Origin of the sequence: Agrobacterium sp. 22117, assembly GCF_052045735.1 — a bacterium.
In the GTDB taxonomy this organism is placed as follows: Bacteria; Pseudomonadota; Alphaproteobacteria; order Rhizobiales; family Rhizobiaceae; genus Agrobacterium; species Agrobacterium cavarae.
Genome location: NZ_JBQEPP010000007.1, coordinates 100,292 through 120,512, shown reverse-complemented (window position 1 = coordinate 120,512; position 20,221 = coordinate 100,292). Strand labels below are relative to the sequence as shown.

The 20,221-nt window shown below is 59.9% G+C and carries 10 protein-coding genes; 6 read left to right on the top strand and 4 right to left on the bottom strand.

The window, feature by feature from the left end:
• Positions 1-178 precede the first annotated feature (178 nt).
• From ACTJKV_RS19700 to fdxA, 3 genes are all read left to right on the top strand, one after another.
• Positions 179-3,262: a helicase-related protein gene (locus tag ACTJKV_RS19700; protein WP_274103618.1), complete on the top strand. Its 3,084-nt coding sequence runs from the start codon at positions 179-181 to the stop codon at positions 3,260-3,262.
• Between the two features lie 4 nt (positions 3,263-3,266).
• On the top strand, positions 3,267-3,683 hold the full coding sequence (locus ACTJKV_RS19695) for an RNA-binding S4 domain-containing protein (RefSeq protein ID WP_274103500.1): 417 nt from the start codon (positions 3,267-3,269) through the stop codon (positions 3,681-3,683).
• Positions 3,684-3,840: 157 nt separating this feature from the next.
• Positions 3,841-4,179 (top strand): ferredoxin FdxA, encoded by a 339-nt coding sequence (gene fdxA, locus ACTJKV_RS19690; RefSeq protein ID WP_062444698.1) that lies wholly within the window; start codon positions 3,841-3,843, stop codon positions 4,177-4,179.
• 83 nt (positions 4,180-4,262) lie between these two features.
• On the opposite strand, the gene holA is transcribed toward fdxA, so the two are convergent.
• From holA to leuS, 3 genes are read right to left on the bottom strand one after another with little or no spacing between them, the layout of a single operon-like run.
• The gene (gene holA, locus ACTJKV_RS19685; RefSeq protein WP_274103503.1) at positions 4,263-5,300 is read right to left on the bottom strand and encodes a DNA polymerase III subunit delta; all 1,038 of its coding nucleotides are present in this window, start codon (positions 5,298-5,300) and stop codon (positions 4,263-4,265) included.
• 9 nt (positions 5,301-5,309) lie between these two features.
• Positions 5,310-5,855, bottom strand: a complete 546-nt coding sequence (locus ACTJKV_RS19680) for a hypothetical protein (RefSeq protein WP_440599386.1) — start codon at positions 5,853-5,855, stop codon at positions 5,310-5,312.
• A complete protein-coding gene (leuS, locus tag ACTJKV_RS19675) occupies positions 5,848-8,478 on the bottom strand; it encodes a leucine--tRNA ligase (protein WP_274103506.1) in 2,631 nt (876 codons plus the stop codon). Before leuS ends, ACTJKV_RS19680 begins: the two co-directional genes overlap by 8 nt.
• Before the next feature lie 300 nt (positions 8,479-8,778).
• Between leuS and ACTJKV_RS19670 the strand changes: the two genes are divergently transcribed.
• The gene (locus tag ACTJKV_RS19670) at positions 8,779-9,438 is read left to right on the top strand and encodes a YggS family pyridoxal phosphate-dependent enzyme (RefSeq protein ID WP_274103507.1); all 660 of its coding nucleotides are present in this window, start codon (positions 8,779-8,781) and stop codon (positions 9,436-9,438) included.
• Positions 9,439-9,539: 101 nt separating this feature from the next.
• Complete coding sequence (locus tag ACTJKV_RS19665; RefSeq protein WP_440599360.1) at positions 9,540-9,725, top strand: hypothetical protein; 186 nt, start codon at positions 9,540-9,542, stop codon at positions 9,723-9,725.
• 269 nt (positions 9,726-9,994) lie between these two features.
• Here the strand turns inward: ACTJKV_RS19665 and ACTJKV_RS19660 are convergent, their stop codons facing one another.
• Positions 9,995-18,487 (bottom strand): GH36-type glycosyl hydrolase domain-containing protein, encoded by an 8,493-nt coding sequence (locus ACTJKV_RS19660; RefSeq protein ID WP_440599359.1) that lies wholly within the window; start codon positions 18,485-18,487, stop codon positions 9,995-9,997.
• Between the two features lie 592 nt (positions 18,488-19,079).
• On the opposite strand from ACTJKV_RS19660, the gene ACTJKV_RS19655 reads away from it, so the two are divergent.
• Positions 19,080-20,219 (top strand): M20 aminoacylase family protein, encoded by a 1,140-nt coding sequence (locus tag ACTJKV_RS19655; protein ID WP_113267566.1) that lies wholly within the window; start codon positions 19,080-19,082, stop codon positions 20,217-20,219.
• Positions 20,220-20,221: the final 2 nt, after the last annotated feature.

The window sequence follows — 20,221 nt, the reverse complement described above, 5'->3', positions numbered from 1 at the left end:
TTGGCGTGCCGAATTGGCGGTCAATTCAAGGGCGACGCTGATGATAACCGCTTTCGTCCTTGCGTTTGGCCTTGCTGATTGCCATGTGTGGGAAGACTGAAATGCGGGCGCCCTCACGCCGTGTCCGAAGAGTAGCAGCATCGTCGTTTTCGCGGATAGTACGTTGAATTTTCGCCCCATGATCTTGAGCGGCCGCGGTGTAACGGCCGTTCTTGGACCGACAAATACCGGCAAGACCCATTATGCCATCGAGAGAATGGTGGCGCATGGAAGTGGCGTCATCGGCCTGCCGCTGCGCCTTCTGGCACGCGAGGTCTATACGCGGCTGGTGGAAAAGGTGGGCGCCAACAATGTTGCGCTGATCACCGGCGAAGAGAAGATTTCCCCACCCCGCGCCAAATATTCCGTCTGCACCGTGGAGGCGATGCCGCGCGAAACCAATGCCGCCTTTGTCGCCATCGACGAAGTCCAGCTCGCGGGCGACCTGGAACGCGGCCATATCTTCACCGACCGCATCCTGAATTTGCGCGGCAAGGAAGAAACGCTGCTTCTGGGTGCCGGCACGATGCGGCCGATCCTCGAAAAGCTGCTGCCCGGCATCGTCATGGTCGAGCGCCCTCGCCTCTCGCAACTTTTCTATGCGGGATCGAAGAAGATCACCCGCCTGCCTCAGCGCACGGCAATCGTCGCCTTCTCGGCCGATGAAGTCTACGCGATCGCCGAACTGGTGCGCCGTCAGCGCGGTGGCGCTGCGGTCGTTCTCGGCGCGCTGTCGCCCCGTACCCGCAACGCGCAGGTTGGCCTCTACCAGAACGGCGACGTGGAATATCTGGTGGCGACCGATGCCATCGGAATGGGTCTGAACCTCGATGTCGACCATGTGGCCTTTGCCCAGGACCGCAAGTTCGACGGCTATCAGTTCCGCAATCTCAACCCGGCTGAAATGGGCCAGATCGCCGGTCGTGCCGGACGGCATCTGCGTGATGGCACCTTTGGCGTGACGGGTCGCGTCGATCCGCTGGACGATGAGTTGGTGGAACGGATCGAATCGCATGAGTTCGATCCGGTCAAAGTGCTGCAATGGCGCACAAAGAATTTCGATTTCTCGTCCATCAGAAATCTCCAGGCGAGCCTCGATGCGGCACCCACGGTGCAGGGTCTGTCGCGCGCCTTGCCTGCCATCGATCAGCAGGCACTCGAATATCTCGGGCGCTACCCGGAGATCATCGACGTCACGACCACTGCGGAGCGTGTCGAAAGATTGTGGGAAGCCTGCGCTTTGCCGGATTATCGCCGCATCGCGCCTGCACAACATGCCGATCTGATTTCGACTCTCTATTTCGATCTCGTCAAACGCGGTACGGTCAATGAGAATTTCATGGCCGAACAGGTGCGCCGCGCCGACCGGACGGATGGTGAAATCGACACGCTCTCCGCCAGGATTGCGCAGATCAGAACATGGACGTATGTATCCAACCGCCCAGGATGGCTTGCCGATCCGACACACTGGCAAGAAAAGACACGGGAAATCGAAGATCGATTGTCCGATGCTCTACATGAAAGGTTGACGAAACGCTTTGTTGATCGCAGGACATCTGTGCTCATGAGGCGCCTAAGAGAGAATGCGATGCTTGAAGCTGAAATCAGTGTGAATGGTGATGTCTTCGTAGAAGGACATCATGTCGGTCAATTGGCGGGATTCCGGTTCACCCCGGTTTCGGGAACCGAAGGTCCAGATGCCAAGGCCGTCCAGGCGGCAGCGCAAAAGGCGCTCGCATTGGAGTATGAGGCGCGCGCCGCCCGTCTCCATGCCAGTGGTAATGGCGATCTGGCGATGAGCTCGGACGGTCTCGTCCGCTGGCTCGGTGAGCCCGTGGCGCGTCTGGCAGCCGGCGACAACATCATGAAGCCGCGCGTCATCCTTCTGGCCGACGAGCAGCTGAGCGGCAATGCGCGTGACCACGCGCTCGCCCGCATCGAGCGCTTCGTCAATCACCAGATCGCAACAGTTCTGAAGCCGCTCGACGATATTTCGCGCGCCGAAGATCTGCAGGGCCTCGCCAAGGGTCTGGCCTTCCAGCTGGTCGAAAACCTCGGCATCCTGTTCCGCCGCGACGTGGCCGATGAGGTCAAGACGCTGGATCAGGACGCTCGCGCCTCCATGCGTCGTTACGGCATCCGTTTTGGCGCCTACCACGTCTTTCTCCCAGCGCTTCTCAAGCCGGCGCCCGCCGAGCTTGTGACGCTGCTCTGGGCCCTGAAGAATGACGGTCTCGGCAAGCCGGGCTATGGCGATCTCATCCCGGTTCTGGCAGCTGGCCGCACATCTGTGGTGACCGATCCCGGTTTCGAGCGCATGTTCTACAAGCTCGCCGGCTTCCGTTTCCTTGGCAAACGCGCTGTGCGCATCGATATTCTCGAGCGTCTGGCCGACCTCATCCGTCCGCTGCTGCAGTGGAAGCCAGGCCAGCAGCCGCGCCCTGAGGGTGCCTATGACGGTCGCCGCTTCACCACCACGACGGCGATGCTGTCGATCCTGGGTGCGACGCTGGACGACATGGAAGAAATCCTCAAGGGTCTCGGCTACCGCGCCGACCAGGTCTCTGCAGAAGAAGCAGCAACCTTCCTCGCCGCCCAGAGCGGTGGTGCTGCGAAGGTAGGCGCGACGGAAGCGGCACCAGCTGAAGAGGCTGCAAGTGACGATGCCGACGCTTCCGATGCATCCGAACAGGAAGCTTCTGCCGAAGCTGCGACAGAAACGCCAGCAGAGGTGAAGGCTGAAGAGCCGAAGTCCGAGGAAGCTACGGCTGAGGAAGCCACGGCTCAGGAAGCAAAGTCTGAAGAGGCAGCGGCTGAAAACGCCGAGCCGAAGCCGGTTCTCTTGTGGCGCCCCGGTGGCCGCAACGACAACCAGCGCAGCGACAACCGCCGTCCGGGCAATCGCAATGCCGGCAACCGTGGTGAAGGCGAGCGTCGCGAAGGCGGCGAAGGTCGTCCCGGCAACCGCCAGAACGCCAATCGCGACGGCAACCGTGAGGGTGATCGCAAGCGCGAAGGCGGACGTCCTGACAACAAGGCACGCGGCAACAACAACCGTGGCGATCGTCCCGAGCGCAAGGACCGTCCGGAGCGCAATGATCGCGGCGGCAAGCCGCAGGGTCAGCAGCGTTTCGAGGCCAAGCCACCGCGCAAGGAAAAGCCGATGGATCCGGATTCGCCTTTCGCCAAGCTCGCTGCTCTCAAGGAGCAGCTGAAGAAGTAAGCCTATGGGTGCTAAGGAACAGCCACAGGAAGCCGGGCGTCAGCGCCTCGACAAGTGGCTGTTCTTCGCCCGTATGGCAAAATCCCGCTCGGTAGCCCAGAGCTACATCCAGTCGGGCAATATCAAGGTCAACGGCGCGCCGGTGCGCCAATCCAGCCACATGGTGAAAACCGGTGACAGGCTGGACATCGCGATCGAGCGAATGGACCGTATTCTCATCGTCAAGGCACCCGGCGAGCGCCGCGGGCCTTACGAAGAGGCAAAACTTCTCTATGACGATCAGACCCCGCCCCGCGAACCCAAGGATCGCATGACCCTGCTTGAGCAGGCCGTGCGCCTGCCAGGCAGCGGCCGCCCGACCAAGAAGGAACGCCGGGCGCTGGACAGGTTCATCTCCGATGCCGAGAACCCAGAGGATTAGAATAAACGACTACGTCGTCGCCTTTTTTCAGCATCCTTTGTCCTTGCCATCTTGTCATAAAGGCATTACCTCACTTGCGAAAATGCCCTGTCTGAATTCCGGGCGAAGGCTTGTGTTCGAAAGCCACCAACCCGGCCTGCATATTCTGGAGTTCTTCATGACGTATGTCGTGACCGACAATTGCATTCGCTGCAAATACACCGACTGTGTCGAAGTCTGCCCCGTGGATTGCTTCTACGAAGGCGAAAACTTCCTCGCCATCAATCCCGACGAATGCATCGATTGCGGCGTGTGCGAGCCGGAATGTCCCGCCGAGGCGATCAAGCCGGATACCGAGCCGGGCCTCGACAAGTGGCTGAAGATCAACGCCGAATACGCTGCCATCTGGCCGAACATCACCGTCAAGCGCGATCCGCTTCCGGAAGCCAAGGAGATGGACGGCGTCGAAGGCAAGCTCGACCTCTATTTCTCCGCCGAACCCGGCAAGGGCGACTGAACAGCTCGCCGCTTCGAGATTTTAAAAAGCCTCCCGGCATCTGCCGCGGAGGCTTTTTCATGCCTATCGATCGATGGAATGACTCAGCTGCCCCTGCCCGCCTGCAGTGTGGTGGCAAGCAGCGTCAGAAGTGCCACGCTTTCCTCCAGGCTTTGGCGCTGGCGGCTCTGCAGGATGGCCGACTGCAATCGGTTCATCTCTCTGGCAATCGCCGCTGGCTGCCATGTGCGCAGCGCGCGCTCAATCACCGGCTTGCGGCGAAAATGGATGCCGCGCCCAAGCGTCTGCATCACCTGGCCGGCCTGCAGCTTCTTCTCGTCCATCTCGGCCCGCATCTGGTCGAGCATCTGGAACTGGCGGAGGCACCCTTGCAGCACCAGGAAGATCGGCGTCTTTGACGAGATGATCTTCTGCGTGGCATGGAAGAAGCCATTGCGATCGCCCCTCAGGATCGCATCGACGGCATCGTCGGCAGACACGGCACTGGCATCACCGATAATCGCGGCGACATCGTCTTCCTCGATCACATCCCGGCCACGGCAATAGAGCGCCAGCTTCTTCACCTCGTTGCGCGAGGCAATGCGATCGCCACCGAGCGATTCGATCAGTCGCTGGCGCGCAGCTGGCGTTATTCTCAAGTTTTCATCGGCAAGCTCATGGTCGATCAGCGTGTTCAGCGATCTCGCATCATCCGCATAACAGGGGATGGCAGCAATGGACCTGGACGGCTCGGCGATCTTGCGCAGGCCGGTGCCCTTTTTCAGATCGCCCGCCTCGATGATGAGAAAGCTGGTTTCCGGCGGATTATCAGCCAGCACCTGAAGCGCATCGACCAGTGGCTTCTCATTGGCCGCACCCTTGACCCAGACGAGCTTTTCGCCACCGAAGAGGCCGATGGCATTCACCTCGTCCAGAAGCCGTCCAGGGTCGCCCTGAAGGTCGGTAACTGCAAGTTTCAGCGAAGCGAAGGCATCATTGGGATCAATGCCCGTCTTTGCAGCAATCACCGATGCACGTTCCGAGACCAGCCCCCGATCCGGCCCATAGAGAACGAAAATGCGAAAACGCTCCGCCGGATTGTCGGCGAAGCGCTCGAATTCATGGGACTTGATTTCCGTCATGATCGCAGCTTATCGGCTGAGCGTGGCGGCGATGTCCGTGCGGATGATCTCTGCCAATTCACGCGCCGCACGGTTCTCACCGTCGCGGACCGCACGGATCTTGGCGAATTCCTGCTGCGGCAGGTCGAGCATGGCGGTGACGGTGCGCTTGGCAGACCGCAACACCTGACCATCGGACATGCGCGTCAGCACATATTGGCCGGTCATCGTCACGCGGCCCGGATAAGGACCGTCATAGTTGCTTTTGCCGACCGACAGGCTCGTATCGTTGGTCACCTCCGTGGAGCTTGCACTGGACGTGACCACCAGCTTGACCTGGTAATCCGTTTTGGTAGGCGCACCCTCGCCACCATAGGCGAGGAAGATCAGGTGGTTGCGGACCTCTTGCGTGATGCGGTCGCTGGCCGATGCGAAACTGACGGAGGCGAGCTTCTCACGCGTCCCGGATTCCACGCTGTAGAGCGGGCGAACCTGGCAGCCTGCAAGCGCACCGGACAAAAAGACGACAGACACTGCGGCTGCTATGCGGCCCCATCTGGAATAGGCATCAAACAACAATGTTCACGATCCTTTGTGGAACCACGATGATCTTCTTCGGCTCTGAACCGGCGAGTGCCGCCTTGACGGCATCCAGTTCCAGCACGGCGGCGCGGACGGTATCTTGATCCGCATCGCGGGCGATTGTCAATTCGCCACGCTTCTTGCCGTTGATCTGGATCGGCAGAACGACCTCGTTCTCTTCTACGAGCGCAGGCACAAAAATCGGCCATGCCGCCTGCGCGACCAGACCGGAATTGCCAAGCACCTTCCAGCATTCCTCCGCCAGATGCGGCGTCATCGGCGCAATCATCCGGATGAGGATTTCAACCGCATCACGCGCCGCAGCCTTTACCTCGTTGTCCTTGTTGCCGTTGGCAACCTCAGACAGCGGGCCGGCCAGCGTGTTGACCAGTTCGTAAATACGGGCAATCGCCTTGTTGAAGGCAAGCTTGTCCAGATCGTCCTGGACAGCCTTCAGCGTCTTGTGAGCGGCCTTGGACATAGCCAGGCCCTCGCCTGCCGTTGCCGGTGCTGCATTGACGGCCTTCAGTTCCTCGGCGGCTTCGCCGATGATGCGCCAGACGCGCTGGACAAAGCGATGTGCGCCTTCGACACCGGCTTCCGACCAGATCACATCGCGATCCGGTGGACTATCGGACAGCACGAAGAAGCGCGCGGTATCGGCGCCATAAGAGGCGATGATATCGTCGGGATCGACCACGTTCTTTTTCGACTTCGACATCTTCTCGATGGAGCCGATGGCAACCTCTTCGCCGCTTTCCAGCATGTAGGCACGGCGTTTGCCGTCCACTTCCTCTATGCGGATATCGGAGGGCACGATCCACTGGCCATTCTGGCCTTCGCCCAGGCGATAGGTCTCGTGCACCACCATGCCCTGGGTGAACAGGCCCTTGAAGGGCTCCTTCACGTCCACATGGCCGGTTTCCTTCATCGCGCGGGTAAAGAAGCGCGAATAGAGAAGATGCAGGATCGCGTGCTCGATGCCGCCAATATACTGATCGACCGGCAGCCAGCGATTGGCGACCTTTGGATCGGTCGGCTGATCTTCCCAGGGTGCGGTAAAGCGGGTGAAGTACCAGCTGGAATCGACGAAGGTATCCATCGTGTCGGTTTCGCGCCGCGCATCGTGACCGCATTGCGGGCAGGCGACATGACGCCAGGTCGGATGACGATCAAGCGGATTGCCTGGCACATCGAAAGTGACGTCATCGGGCAGCTTGACCGGCAGGTCCTTCTTCGGAACGGGAACGACGCCGCAGACTTCGCAGTGGATGACCGGGATCGGGCAGCCCCAATAGCGCTGTCGCGAAATGCCCCAGTCACGCAGGCGGAAATTCACCTTGCGCTCGGCCTGCGGGGCATTGCCCAGAACCTGCTGCGACAGCTTCGTTACGACGGCGTCGAAAGCGTCCGTGGTCTTCATGCCGTCGAGGAAGCGGGAATTGATCATCACCCCGTCATCGACATAGGCGCTATCGCCAACCGTGAAGCTTGCCGCATCGCCGTCTTCCGGCATGACGACCGGAACGACCGGCAGGCCGTATTTGTGGGCAAAATCCAGGTCGCGCTGGTCGCCCGAAGGGCAACCGAAGATCGCACCGGTGCCGTAATCCATCAGCACGAAGTTGGCGATGTAAACTGGCAGTTCCCAGGACGGATCCAGCGGGTGGACGACCTTGACGCCGGTATCCATGCCGCGCTTTTCAGCCGTTTCCAGCGCAGCCAGAGACGTGCCCTGACGACGGCACTCGTCGCAGAACTCGGCAATCTCGGCATTCTTTTCAGCCAAAGCTCTCGCCAGTGGATGATCGGCGGCAATCGCCAGGAAGGAAGCGCCAAACAGCGTGTCCGGACGCGTCGTGTAAACGGTGATGTCGTCAAAACCTTCCGGCGCCGTTGCGGCCACTGTCTGCCAGCGCAGCGACAGGCCTTCCGACTTGCCAATCCAGTTCTTCTGCATCAGCCGGACCTTTTCCGGCCACTGATCCAACTCGTCCAGCGAGTCCAGCAGATCCTGGCTGAAATCCGTGATGCGGAAGAACCATTGCGTCAGCTCGCGCTGCTCGACCAGCGCGCCGGAACGCCAGCCGCGACCGTCAATCACCTGCTCATTGGCCAGAACCGTGTGGTCGACCGGGTCCCAGTTGACCTTGGACTGCTTGCGATAGACCAGGCCCTTTTGCATGAAGTCGATGAACAGCGACTGCTGACGGTGGTAATAATCCACGTCGCAGGTCGCAAATTCACGGCTCCAGTCCAGCGACAGTCCCATGGACTTCAACTGGCCACGCATGGTGGCGATGTTCTGGTAGGTCCAGTCCTTGGGGTGAACCTTGTTCTGCATGGCGGCGTTTTCCGCCGGCATGCCGAAGGCATCCCATCCCATGGGATGCAGCACGTTATAGCCGCGCGCACGCTTGTAGCGGGCAACCACATCGCCCATCGCGTAGTTGCGCACATGGCCCATATGGATGCGACCGGATGGGTACGGGAACATCTCAAGGACGTAATATTTCTCGCGGCTGTCGCCATTGTCTGTGACGAAGACCTTGTCTTCGTTCCATTGCTGCTGCCAGCGCGGCTCGGCGTCGCGAGGATTATAACGTTCGATGGCCATACTTCTGAAATCCGGGTATCGAGGGGGTAATGCGCGGTGACCTTCACCATGAAACGACCGATGCGTCAAGTTTTGCAGGGCGTTAGGGGGCGCAAACTTGGAATACAGCGCTTAAATGGTGACAATCATGCTTGGCATCAAGCGCCACCCGCTTTAGAGCGCCGTGCGTCCTATTGGACGCACAAAGGACGCTCTATCTTCTTTTATCTACGCATCGTGCTTTCCGAAAATCGATTCCGATTTTCGGGCCGATGCTGTAGGACGAGCAGATCATCGTTTGAGATAGAACAGAGGCCTCCCATGGATATCGAAGCCCGCCTTGCCGACATCAAGGAACGGATCGCCACCACAGCCGAAAAGGCAGGCCGAAAGGCCGCCGATGTCACTCTGGTTGCAGTCTCGAAAACCTTCGATGGTGACACCATTCAGCCGGTCATCGACTGCGGCCAGCGCGTCTTCGGCGAAAACCGCGTCCAGGAAGCGCAGGGCAAATGGCCTGCGCTGAAGGAGCAGACGCCGGATATCGAGCTTCATCTGATCGGCCCGCTGCAATCCAACAAGGCAGCAGACGCCGTGGCACTGTTCGACGTGATCGAAAGCGTCGATCGCGAGAAGATCGCCCGCGTGCTTGCAGACGAATGCGGCAAGCAGGGCAAGGCGCTTCGCTTTTACGTGCAGGTCAATACCGGGCTGGAGCCGCAAAAGGCAGGGCTTGATCCGCGTGAGACCGCTGCCTTCGTCAAGCTCTGCCGCGATGAGCTTAAGCTGACCGTAGAAGGTCTGATGTGCATTCCGCCGGCCGACGAAAACCCCGGTCCGCATTTTGCGCTGTTGGCAAAGCTCGCCAGGGAATGCGGCGTGGAAAAGCTCTCCATGGGCATGTCCGGCGATTTCGAAACGGCAATCGAATTCGGCGCCACCAGCGTGCGCGTCGGCTCGGCCCTGTTTGGCGCACGCTGACAAGGCCTTCGTTTCCTGCGATTTGACCTCCTTCTGGACGCCCTTGACCCAAACGCGGGGGGCGTTCATCTTTAGGCAATCGATACCCAGAGGTGGCGCCCGTGAAGCCGAGCAAGCGCGATCACATAGCTGCGCAGATCGACCTGTATCTCCAACAGGTCGCAAGGCCTGCACAAAAGCGGCAAGAGCCGAACGATCGGCGTTACGATCGCGAGATCGAACGATCGCTACGCACCATTAAGCCGCAGGATCTCGATGCCCTTTTAAACGGGCAGGATGATTCGTAACGCGTGGGTTATCGCTGTGACAAGACGTTGATTGCTTGCCGCTTTTTTGATCAGCTTGACCGACAGTCGAGTGCAGGCGACCCGCGTTTCGCTCATTGCGAGCCACCGCCTTTCTCGCTGAAACGCTGATGCGGCTGTGCGTCACTGGAAAACCTTCAAAGCAAATCTGAAAAACAGCGGGACGCTTTAAACTGCACCCTATGGAATGAAAAGCCACGGCACTGTTACGCGCCGTGGCTTTTATCGTTTCGTAGCGTCCGGAACCCGGTTCAGTCGAACGGGATGGCGCGATCTGTGCTCTTGACCGGTTTGCCGTCGATCGTGACAGCGATGTCCGAAGAGCCTGCGGTGCGTTTGACCGAGACGTCACGGGCAGTGCCGTCGATCGTCACCTGGACGGAGAAACCATCCCAGGCTTCCGGCAGCGAAGGCGCGATATGCAGCTTGCCGCCGTGACGGGTGATGCCGAGGATGCCCTCGACCGCCGCACGGTAGAGCAGACCGGCAGAGCCCGTGTACCAGCTCCAGCCGCCGCGGCCGGCATAGGCGTTTTCGCCATAGACATCCGCCGTCACCACATAGGGCTCGACACGGTAGGTCTCGGACGCCTCGCGATTGAGCGCATGGTTGACGGGGCTCAGCATCGAGAAGCACTTCCATGCATCCTCGCTGCGTCCGAGCTTGGCAAGCGCCAGCACCACCCACGTTGCGGCATGAGTGTACTGCCCGCCATTTTCACGAACGCCCGGCGGATATCCTTTGATGTAGCCGGGATTGTGCGGCGTGCGGCTGAAAGCCGGGGTGAAGAGACGGATGATGCCGAGATCCTCGTCCACCAGCTTGCTCATCACCGCATTCATGGCCTGCTGCGAACGATCGGCCTCGCCTTCGCCGGAAAGCACGCTCCAGCTCTGGCCGAGCGAATCGATCTGGCACTCCTCGCTGGAGGAAGAACCGAGCGGCGTGCCGTCGTCGAAATAGCCACGACGGTAATAGTCGCCGTCCCAGCCCGCTGTTTCGAGTGCCGCGCGCAGCTTGTCGCGGTGCGTCTTCCAGCGTTCGACGCGGTCAAGATCGCGGCGTTCCTCGGCGATGGCAATGAAGTCGCGCAGCGTACCGGCCAGGAACCAGCCCAACCAGACGCTGGTGCCCTTGCCACCGATACCGACGAGGTTCATGCCGTCGTTCCAGTCACCGCCGAGCATCAACGGAAGACCGTTTTCGCCGGTGCGATGGATGGCAAGATCAAGCGCCAGTGCCACATGCTCATAGAGACTTCCGGTCTTCTCGCTCGTTTCCGGCTGGAAGAAAGCATCGTGCTGGCCTGGCATCAGGGCCGCACCCTTGAGGAACGGAATATCCTCCTCGAGGATTGCCTTGTCGCCAGTCGTCGCGAGGTACTGGTAGGTGGCATAGGCAAGCCACACCACGTCGTCTGAGATCGTCGTGCGGACACCGGCACCGGTCAGCGGCAGCCACCAATGCTGGACGTCGCCTTCGACGAACTGACGACCGGCAGCGCGGATGATCTGCGCTCGGGCAAGATCCGGCTGGTAGAGCAGGAAGGCAAGCGTATCCTGCAACTGGTCCCGGAAGCCGAAGGCACCGCTCGACTGGTAGAAAGCCGTACGCGCCAGAATGCGGCAGGAAAAGGCCTGATAGGGCAGCCAGGTGTTGACGAGGTGGTTAAAGCCGGCATCAGGCGTCGACACCTGCAACTGGCCGGTAAAGCCCTTCCAGAAATCCTTGTTGGCCTGAAGCACCGTGTCGAAATCCGCGCTGCGGATATCCTTCACCAGTGCGCGCGCTTCATCCACCGTATCGGCATCGCCGAGATAGAAGAGCACGTGGCGCTCTTCACCGGGCTTCAGATGAACTTCCTGCATCAATGCCGCGCAAGGCGCGCCATCGAGCTCCGTGCCGCCGGAAAGAGCAGCGCCCGTGACCACCGCCTGCGGGGCATGGATCGTGCCGAAGCGGCCGATGAATTCCCGTTTGCTGGTGGTGAAGCTGGTCGATGGCCCATCAAGCGACAGGAACGACGTTCTCTCATTATAGTCGATGCTATACGGATTGGAGGCAAAGAGCGCCCCGGTGTCCTCATCAAGACTGCTGAGAATGAACGGCGCAGACTTCTGGGCATTGTTGCCCAGCACCCATTCGACATAACCATAGGTCTTCAGGCGGCGGTTCTGCGTACCGACGTTGCGGATGGTCAGGCGCGAGAGCTTCACCGGTTTCTCGCGGTCCACCGTCTGCGTCACTTCGATGTCGAGACCATCATCCACGCTGCGGAAGGTGGAGTAGCCGAGGCCGTGACGGGCTTCGAAGACGGCTTCCGAATTGCGACCGATGGCAGCGAATGGCGAGTGAATCTTTCCGCTTTCGGCATCGGCGACATAGATCGCTTCGCCTGGGCGGTTGGTGACCGGGTCATTCGTCCATGGCGTCAACTGGTAGTCGCGCGAATTGCGGCTCCAGGTAAAGCCGGCGCCTTCCGCCGAGATATGGAAGCCGAATTTCTCGTTGGAGATGACGTTGATCCACGGATGCGGCGTCGCCTGGCCACGATTGAGCCGGACGACATATTCGCGGCCATCCTTGGTAAAGCCACCAAAACCGTTCCAGAAATCGAGATCGTTGGTGTCCTCGACGGGATCGGCAACCGGATAGGCCGGCGCGGGCACGCGGGCGAGAGCCGTATTGGCGCTATCCGGTCCACGATTGGCGGCAAACAGCGACACGGCGCGGTTGACCTGATCGACGATCTTGCCGTTGCGGACGTGCAGCACGATGCGCGAGGCCGCAAGAAGGGCGGCCCAGGTTTCCTCATCCATCAGGTCGCGGCGCACCGAGAAGACATGCGGGCGACCGCCATCTGCCGGGTTGATACGGCGCTGCGCTTCGGAAATGTGATCCAGCGCATGCTGCATGTCCTGCGCATAGGATGCTGCGCGTTCATTGACGATGACGAGATCGAAGATCACGCCACGAGAGCGCAGATATTCGTGCGCGCTCAGCGCCTCACGGACGATATCCATGTCCATGTCGTCATTGATGCGCAGCGCAAAGATCGGGAAGTCACCGGAGATGGCCAGCGACCAGAGCGAACGCTGCGAGGCAAGCCCGGTCTTGAGCGTCTCGGCATCGGCACGCAGATGCATGTCCGGATAGACGAGATAACGGCCGAGATGCTGGAAGGCTGCTGCCTGCTGCGAGGTAACGCCCACATGGCGCATCTGCACCTGGGTGCGCGTCCACGCATGAACGAGTTCATGGGCAAAGGCATCCGGATGGCGGTAACGATCGATCGCCTTGTCGACATCCTCACGGCCAGGGGCCGCGATCGTCCAGAAGATCACGCTGACCTTCTTGCCCGCAGGCACGCGAACGACGCGGCGCAGCGACAGGATTGGATCAAGCGTGAAGCCATCCGAATTGGAGAGCGAGGCACCCTGATCGAAGGCTGCCGCTTCCGCAAGAGTGCGGCCGCGACCGATGAACTTGGCACGATCGGTCTCGTATTCGGTCGCACGCGACGAGCCGGCATTGTCTGCCGCCAGATGGGCGATGATGGTGCCGGGTTCGCTTGGCGAGCGCTTGTTGCGCCATGCGCGGATGACGTCCCCACGCTTGCCGATCTCCGTCTGCACGAACATGCGTGAGAAGAGCGGATGAGCGTTGTCGTCATCTTCCTTGCCGATGACCGGCTCGAGATAGGAGGTCACTTCGATGAAGCGATCTTCCGTACCAACGTTCAGAAGCGTGATGCGACGGCCTTCGGCATCATGCTCGGTGGCGACGATGCACTCCACGACGCTCTGCAGATCGCCCACGGTTTTGTGGAATTCCGCACGGTCGTCCATGAAGACAGTCTTGGTCGTCTCGCCTTCGGCGACACGTGGTTCGGCTGTCGCACTCCACCATTGTCCGGTCGTAGTATCGCGCAGGAACAGGAACGTGCCCCAACGGTCTTCCGTCGGATCGGCCTTCCAGCGGGACACCGCCTGGCCATTCCACTTGGAATAACCGGCACCGGTTGCCGTCAGCATCGTCGAGTAATGACCATTCGACAGGAACACCACGTCGCGGTCGCGGATGGCGGGATCGGTGACGGTGCGGATTTCGGCCCGCAGCAGATCGGCCTGTTCCTTGCCGGGTGTTTCCGGCTCATACTTGGCGCTCATCACCGGCACTTCGCGCGGTGCCTTTTCCTGCAGCAGAAGTTCGGCCGCTTCGATCACCGGATCTGCGTGGAAGAGTTCACGCAGGAAACCGTCGAAGGCGACGTTGGCGACAGCCGCAATCGACATGCCATGGTGGTGGGCATAGTAGTTGTAGACGACAGCGCAGACCTTGCCATCCGGCACGCGGGTTGGCGTGAAGTCGACAGCATCATGGAAGCCGTAGCGACCAAGCGCGCCAAGTTTGCGCAGCTTTTCGAGGTTCTCGAGCGCCGCATCCGGGTCGTACTGCGCCGCCAGGATCGAGGCATAAGGCGCAATGACCGCGTTCTGACCAAGACCACGCTTGAGGCCGAGCGTCGGTACACCGAAGTTGGTGTACTGGTAGTTCATGTTATGGTCGCGGGCATTGAAGGCCGCTTCCGAGATACCCCACGGCGTGCCGAGGCGACGACCGTGATTGATCTGTTCGCGAACGATCAGATTGTTGGTCTGGTTGAGAATACCGCCCTGACGCTCCTGCATGACGAGCGGCGGCATCAGATATTCGAACATCGAACCGGACCAGGAGACCAGCGCGCCCTGTGCGCCGATCGGCACGACCTGACGGCCGAGACGATACCAGTGCTCCGTCGGCAGATCGCCCTTGGCAATGGCAAAGAGCGAGGTCAGTCGGCATTCGGAAGCAAGCAAGTCGTAGCAGGCTTCGTCCAGCTCCTGGCTTTCCACGCGGTAACCGATGGAAAGCAGACGACGATCCTTGCGATAGAGGAAGCCGAAATCCATGGAGAAGGCGAGATCGCGGCTGCGATCACGAAGCGAAGCGAGCCGTTCGCGAAGCGAATCGATGGTCGAGTGATCGAAGGCGCTATCGGAAATATGCGCTTCGCAGCAATCCACCAGCATCTGTGCCCAGCGCGTCATTTCCGCGCTCTGCTCGGACTTCACTTCCAGATCGAGATTGGCGGCAAGCTTCTGGATATCGCGCGCTAGGACAGCGAGGTTGATGACGCGGATGGAGGCAAACTCATGCTCGCGCTTGACGGAGGCGAGCGCGTTGGAGAAGCCGATGATGCGCTCTTCCAGACGACGATGCAGCGGACGCAGATTCTTGCGATCGTCAGGCAGCTCCTTCAGGCTTTCGCGGACAATGCCAGCGACATCGCCGATACCATCGAGATTACCCTGAAGATGTGCAGACGGTGCCTCCGCCCACTGGCGGCAGGCAGACGAAATCGCGATCAGATGCCCGGCAAGGTTACCGCTATCCACGGCAGAGACGTAGCGGGGACCAAGCGTCTGAAGCGTATCGGTGTGGTACCAGTTGTAGAGATGACCGCGATACTTCTCCATCTTCTCGACCGTCTCGATGGTCTTTTCCAGACGCTCGATCGTGTCGGAGAAGCTGATCCAGCCGAACTGTCGGGCAGAAATCGTCGACAGCAGATAGACGCCGATATTGGTTGGCGACGTACGGCTGGCAACGACCGGCGTCGGTGTTTCCTGGAAATTGTCCGGCGGCAGATAGTTTTCGTCCTTGTTGACGAACATCTCGTAGTAACGCCACGTGCGACGCGCGATCTTTCTGAACTCGCTGGACACATGCTCGGAGACGAACATCCGGTCTTCGGTTTCCGCCGACTGGCTGACATACCAGGCGACGACAGGCGAAAAGACCCACAGAAGCGCGAACGGAATGCCGACGAGGAAGGCGTTATCGCCGGGAAGCGCTGCAAAGAGCAGGCCAAGCAGGGCCACGACCGGCGCATGCCACATCTGCTTGTAATAATCGAAGACGCTGCCCTGCGCACTGGACTGAATGCTGGCAGCCGTGCGCCATTCCAGCATCAGCTTGCGGCTGACGAAGAGGCGATAGAGCGAACGCGCGATGGCATCCGCCATCATGCAGGCGCCATCGGCAATGAAGACGATGCGAAGAGCGACCTGCGCATTGGTGGCGCGGATTTCCGACCAGATCGTATGGAAATGCGCTTGTGGCACTATATCTGTCGAACGCGGAACGAGCCCGGAGAGCAGTGAGATCGTCGGCGCAACGAAGAGCGAGAAGATCAGCAGGATCTGCCAGATCAACGCGCCGAACGGGTCCATGAAGTACCAGCCGAGAACGGAGGCAACGAACCATGCAATCGGAGTCAACGAGCGACGCAGGTTGTCGATCATCTTCCAGCGGCCAAGCGCGGTCACGCCGCGCGCCGGATCGAGAATGTAGGGAAGCAGCTGCCAGTCGCCACGCGCCCAGCGATGCTGACGCGAGACTTCGACCTCGTAGCGGGTCGGGAAGTCTTCGACGAGTTCGACGTCGGTTACGAGGGCGCAACGTGCGAACGAGCCTTCGAGAAGGTCGTGCGACAGAACGGCATTTTCATCGATCCGACCCTTGAGCGCCTTTTCGAAGGCGTCAACGTCGTAAAGGCCCTTACCGGTGAACGAGCCTTCTGCAGTCAGGTCCTGATAGACATCCGAAACGGTGAAGACATAAGGGTCGATACCACGGCTGATCGAAAAGACGCGCTGGAACACCGACGCATCCTTGCCCGTCGTCAGAGAAGGGGTTACGCGCGGCTGCAACAGACCATAGCCATGGATTACGCGGCCGGTTTCCGGATCATGGACCGGGCGGTTGATCGGGTGGTGCATCTTGCCGACGAGCTTGGTGACCGCGTCGCGCATCAGGCGCGTATCGGCATCGAGCGTCATGACGTATTTGACGTCCTTCGGCACGGTATTGGCGCCATTGAGGAAGGTCGTGTCCTTGTCGCCACGAAGCAGCAGGTTCAGCTCATGCAGCTTGCCGCGCTTGCGCTCCCAGCCCATCCAGCAGCCTTCGGACGGATTGTAGATGCGGCGGCGGTGAAGCAGGAAGAAGCGGGTCTTGCCGTCAAAGGCGTAGCGCGCAGACAGCGTCGCCACTTCGCGCTTGGCATATTCCAGAAGCTCCACATCCTCGGTGGTCTGCTCCTGCTGCGCGTCGCGCCAGTCGCTGATCAGCGAGAAGTAAATTTCGCCATGCGGGTTGGCGAGATAGTGGACTTCCAGATTGCGGATCATTTCGTCAACCGCGTCGCGGCTGGTGATCATGCATGGTACGGCAACCAGCGTGCGGGCATCTTCGGGAATGCCGTTCTTGAATTCGTAACCGACAAGGCGGAACGGTTTGACGAAGAAGGTCACAAGCGTATTGAAGAGGCCCGTGGCACCTTCGGACGCCGGAAGCGCGAACATCAGCAGGAATGCGCTGACCACATACCAGGGCATGCCGGCTTCAGCCAGGAACCAGCCGACCGCCAGCATGGCAATCGCCGTCAGGACCAGAACCGGGACGGCCACGGCAAGCCAATTGAAACGGCGCATGGTGCGCACCACACGCTGTGCAAACAACGGGTTATAGCCGATGCGCTGCTCCAGCTCCTTGCGGCGCTGACCGACGAGGAAGGCGCCGACATTCGGCTGATGCGGATAGGCATCCGTGGAATTGGCAGCTTCCGCCACCATGTCGACGGCAAGCTGGGCCACTTCGACTTCGGTTTTGGGAGAGCGGCGCGCCAGGAGTTCCACATTGTTGCGGTAGGTGTTGCGCGAGCCGAAATCGAGCGTTTCGTAATCGGTCTGCTCACGCAGAACCTTGTCGATATGGCTGACATCTTCGAACCAGACGGACCATTCGGTATCGTCGATCTCGCGCAGGCTCCTGACGATGTTGCCCATCGTCACATTACCGGATGCCAGGCGATTATGCTCCGCCATCATCACATTTTCGGCGTCGGTGCCGACGCTGTGGAGGCGTTCCTCGAGCCAATTCAGGGCGAAGTTCGAGGTCTGCGAACCATTCTTCAGGCGATAGAGGAACTGGGTCGCGAATGTCGGATCGTCCACCAGAGGGTCGATCTGCTTGAGGAATTCCGCCGATGGCTCGGCATCGTTGAGGCGGATGATCTCGTCCACCACCTCATTGGCCTTGTGACGCATGCGACGCGAGCGCTCCACACGAATGGAGATGCGGCGCAGGTTCTCGATCAGCACGAAGCGCAGGAAGGACGGCAGCGCCCAGATTTCACCGATCTGCAATGTCTTGTGGGTCTGGAAACCTTCGACAAGCGCAGTCAGGCTTTCGCGCGAGACCGTGCTGTGCGTATGGGCGACGTAGAGCCAGGCCAGCGCCAGCGCACGCGGGATCTCGGCATTGCCGACCCGCATCGTCGGTAGCTGGCGATAGAATTTCTTCGGAAAGTCGCGGCGAACTTCCTGGATCGCCTCTTCAATCACATAATGGTTGTCGAGCAGCCATTCCGCAGCCGGCGTAATCGTCAGGCCATTTTCCGAATCCACCGCTGTGGTGCGATAGACGCGCAGAATCTCCTTCTCGTTTTCGCGGTGGCGCGCGAAGAAGTCGAATTCCATAAAGCCTGGGAGGGCAGGGGAGCCCGATTGAGACAGGTCCGATCCGCAAGCTTTCAGCTCGTCTATATTGAAATAGACGGACCGGATCGAGTCGTTGTGATCGATCTGCTTGGTTTCGGAATCACGGGCGGCGGCGGGCGGCGTTATATGAAATGACATCGGCTCGTATTCTGGACCCTGAGTGAAGTGCTTTAGGCTAGTCTTTAACCCTTAACTGTTTCAGAGTTCTCATCGAGAGTGAAACAATGTGGCAAGCTTTATTTCGCGCTGATCCTGAACCTTTGCTGAACCACCGCGAACCAGCACACGGTAGCGAGGACAAATCTTACCGCCCGACATGGTGAAATCGGGGCGTGCGTATTTCAGTATATAATATCAATAGTTTCTCGAGAATGGATCGTCACGCGAGTGCGCCTCGCGCCGGTGCCGGACATTTCGCAAACTCCTCCGCGCGAAATTGTCCCTGCCTTCCCTGAAATCTCCCCATACCTGCTTGGCATTCGTCTTCCTGAACTGATGTGACCAGAAGGTTTTGAATGTTTCAAGGCATTTTCAGTTCCATGCCATCTGTTTCATCGCTGCGCAAGAAGACAAATCCTGACGGACGACGACGTGGCCTTATCAAGAGCGCGCGATATTGCTATCCATGCTGCTTGAAGAACGTCTCCGGCAGCTCGTCTGCTGCGACAAAGCTACGGAACAGCACAGCATGACCCTACACCCCGTCACCTTGTCCTCTTCGTCGAACGTCATGGAAGAGGTGGTTGAAATCCGCCGCTATCTGCATCGCAATCCGGAGATCGGCCTGTCCGAATTCAAGACCTCCGACTTCGTTGCAGGACGCCTGGCGGAGATGGGTTATGAGGTAACAAGGGGCTTGGCAGGCACTGGTGTCGTCGCGACCTTGCGCAACGGCACGAGCAACCGCAGCGTCGGCATTCGCGCCGACATCGATGCCCTGCCGATCGACGAGGAAACCGGCGCGGATTATGCAAGCGAAACGCCCGGCATGATGCATGCCTGCGGCCATGACGGCCACACGGCGATGCTGCTGGGTGCCGCAAAGATCATTGCCGAGCGCCGCAATTTCGACGGCACGATCCATCTGATCTTCCAGCCGGCGGAAGAGAATTTCGGTGGGGCGCGTATCATGATCGAGGATGGCCTGTTCGACCGCTTCCCCTGTGATGCGGTCTTTGCCCTGCACAACGACCCGAGCCAGCCCTTCGGCCATTTCGTTCTGCGCGACGGCCCGGTCATGGCGGCAGTGGATGAGTGCAAGATCACCGTCAACGGTTATGGCGGCCATGGGGCGGAGCCGCAAAGCGCCTCGGACCCGATCGTTGCCGGCGCCAGCATCATCATGGCGTTGCAAACGGTTGTGTCGCGCAACGTGCATCCGCTGATGCCGGCGGTGGTCACCGTCGGCGCCTTTCACGGCGGCAAGGCGAGCAATGTCATCCCCGAGACGGCGGAAATGCTGCTCACCATCCGTTCCTTCGATCCGGAAGCCCGCGACGAATTGGAAAAGCGCATTCGTATGATCGCCGAAGGGCAGGCGGCCAGCTACGGCATGAGCGTGACACTGGAGTATGAGCGCGGCTACAGCCCGACAGTCAACCACAAGACGGAAACCGATTACATTCGAGCGCTCGCAACGCGCTTTGCCGGTGCCGACAAGGTTCTGGAAATGGAGCGCCCGACCATGGGAGCGGAAGACTTCGCCTATATGCTGGAAAAGCGTCCTGGCTCTTATTTCTTCCTCGGCACCAAGCGCACCGACAACGACCCGCCGCTGCACCACCCAAAATTCGACTTCAATGACGACATCATCCCGATCGGCACCGCCTTCTGGGTGGAGCTTGCAGAAGATTTTCTGAAGGCGCGCTGAGA

Bases quoted from the DNA above. Each gene is read 5' to 3' on its own strand.
- ACTJKV_RS19700 (WP_274103618.1), top strand. From the start codon at position 179: ATGATCTTGAGCGGCCGCGGTGTAACGGCCGTTCTTGGACCGACAAAT.
- ACTJKV_RS19695 (WP_274103500.1), top strand. From the start codon at position 3,267: ATGGGTGCTAAGGAACAGCCACAGGAAGCCGGGCGTCAGCGCCTCGAC.
- fdxA (WP_062444698.1), top strand. From the start codon at position 3,841: ATGACGTATGTCGTGACCGACAATTGCATTCGCTGCAAATACACCGAC.
- holA (WP_274103503.1), bottom strand. From the start codon at position 5,300: ATGACGGAAATCAAGTCCCATGAATTCGAGCGCTTCGCCGACAATCCG.
- leuS (WP_274103506.1), bottom strand. From the start codon at position 8,478: ATGGCCATCGAACGTTATAATCCTCGCGACGCCGAGCCGCGCTGGCAG.
- ACTJKV_RS19670 (WP_274103507.1), top strand. From the start codon at position 8,779: ATGGATATCGAAGCCCGCCTTGCCGACATCAAGGAACGGATCGCCACC.
- ACTJKV_RS19660 (WP_440599359.1), bottom strand. From the start codon at position 18,487: ATGTCATTTCATATAACGCCGCCCGCCGCCGCCCGTGATTCCGAAACC.
- ACTJKV_RS19655 (WP_113267566.1), top strand. From the start codon at position 19,080: ATGGAAGAGGTGGTTGAAATCCGCCGCTATCTGCATCGCAATCCGGAG.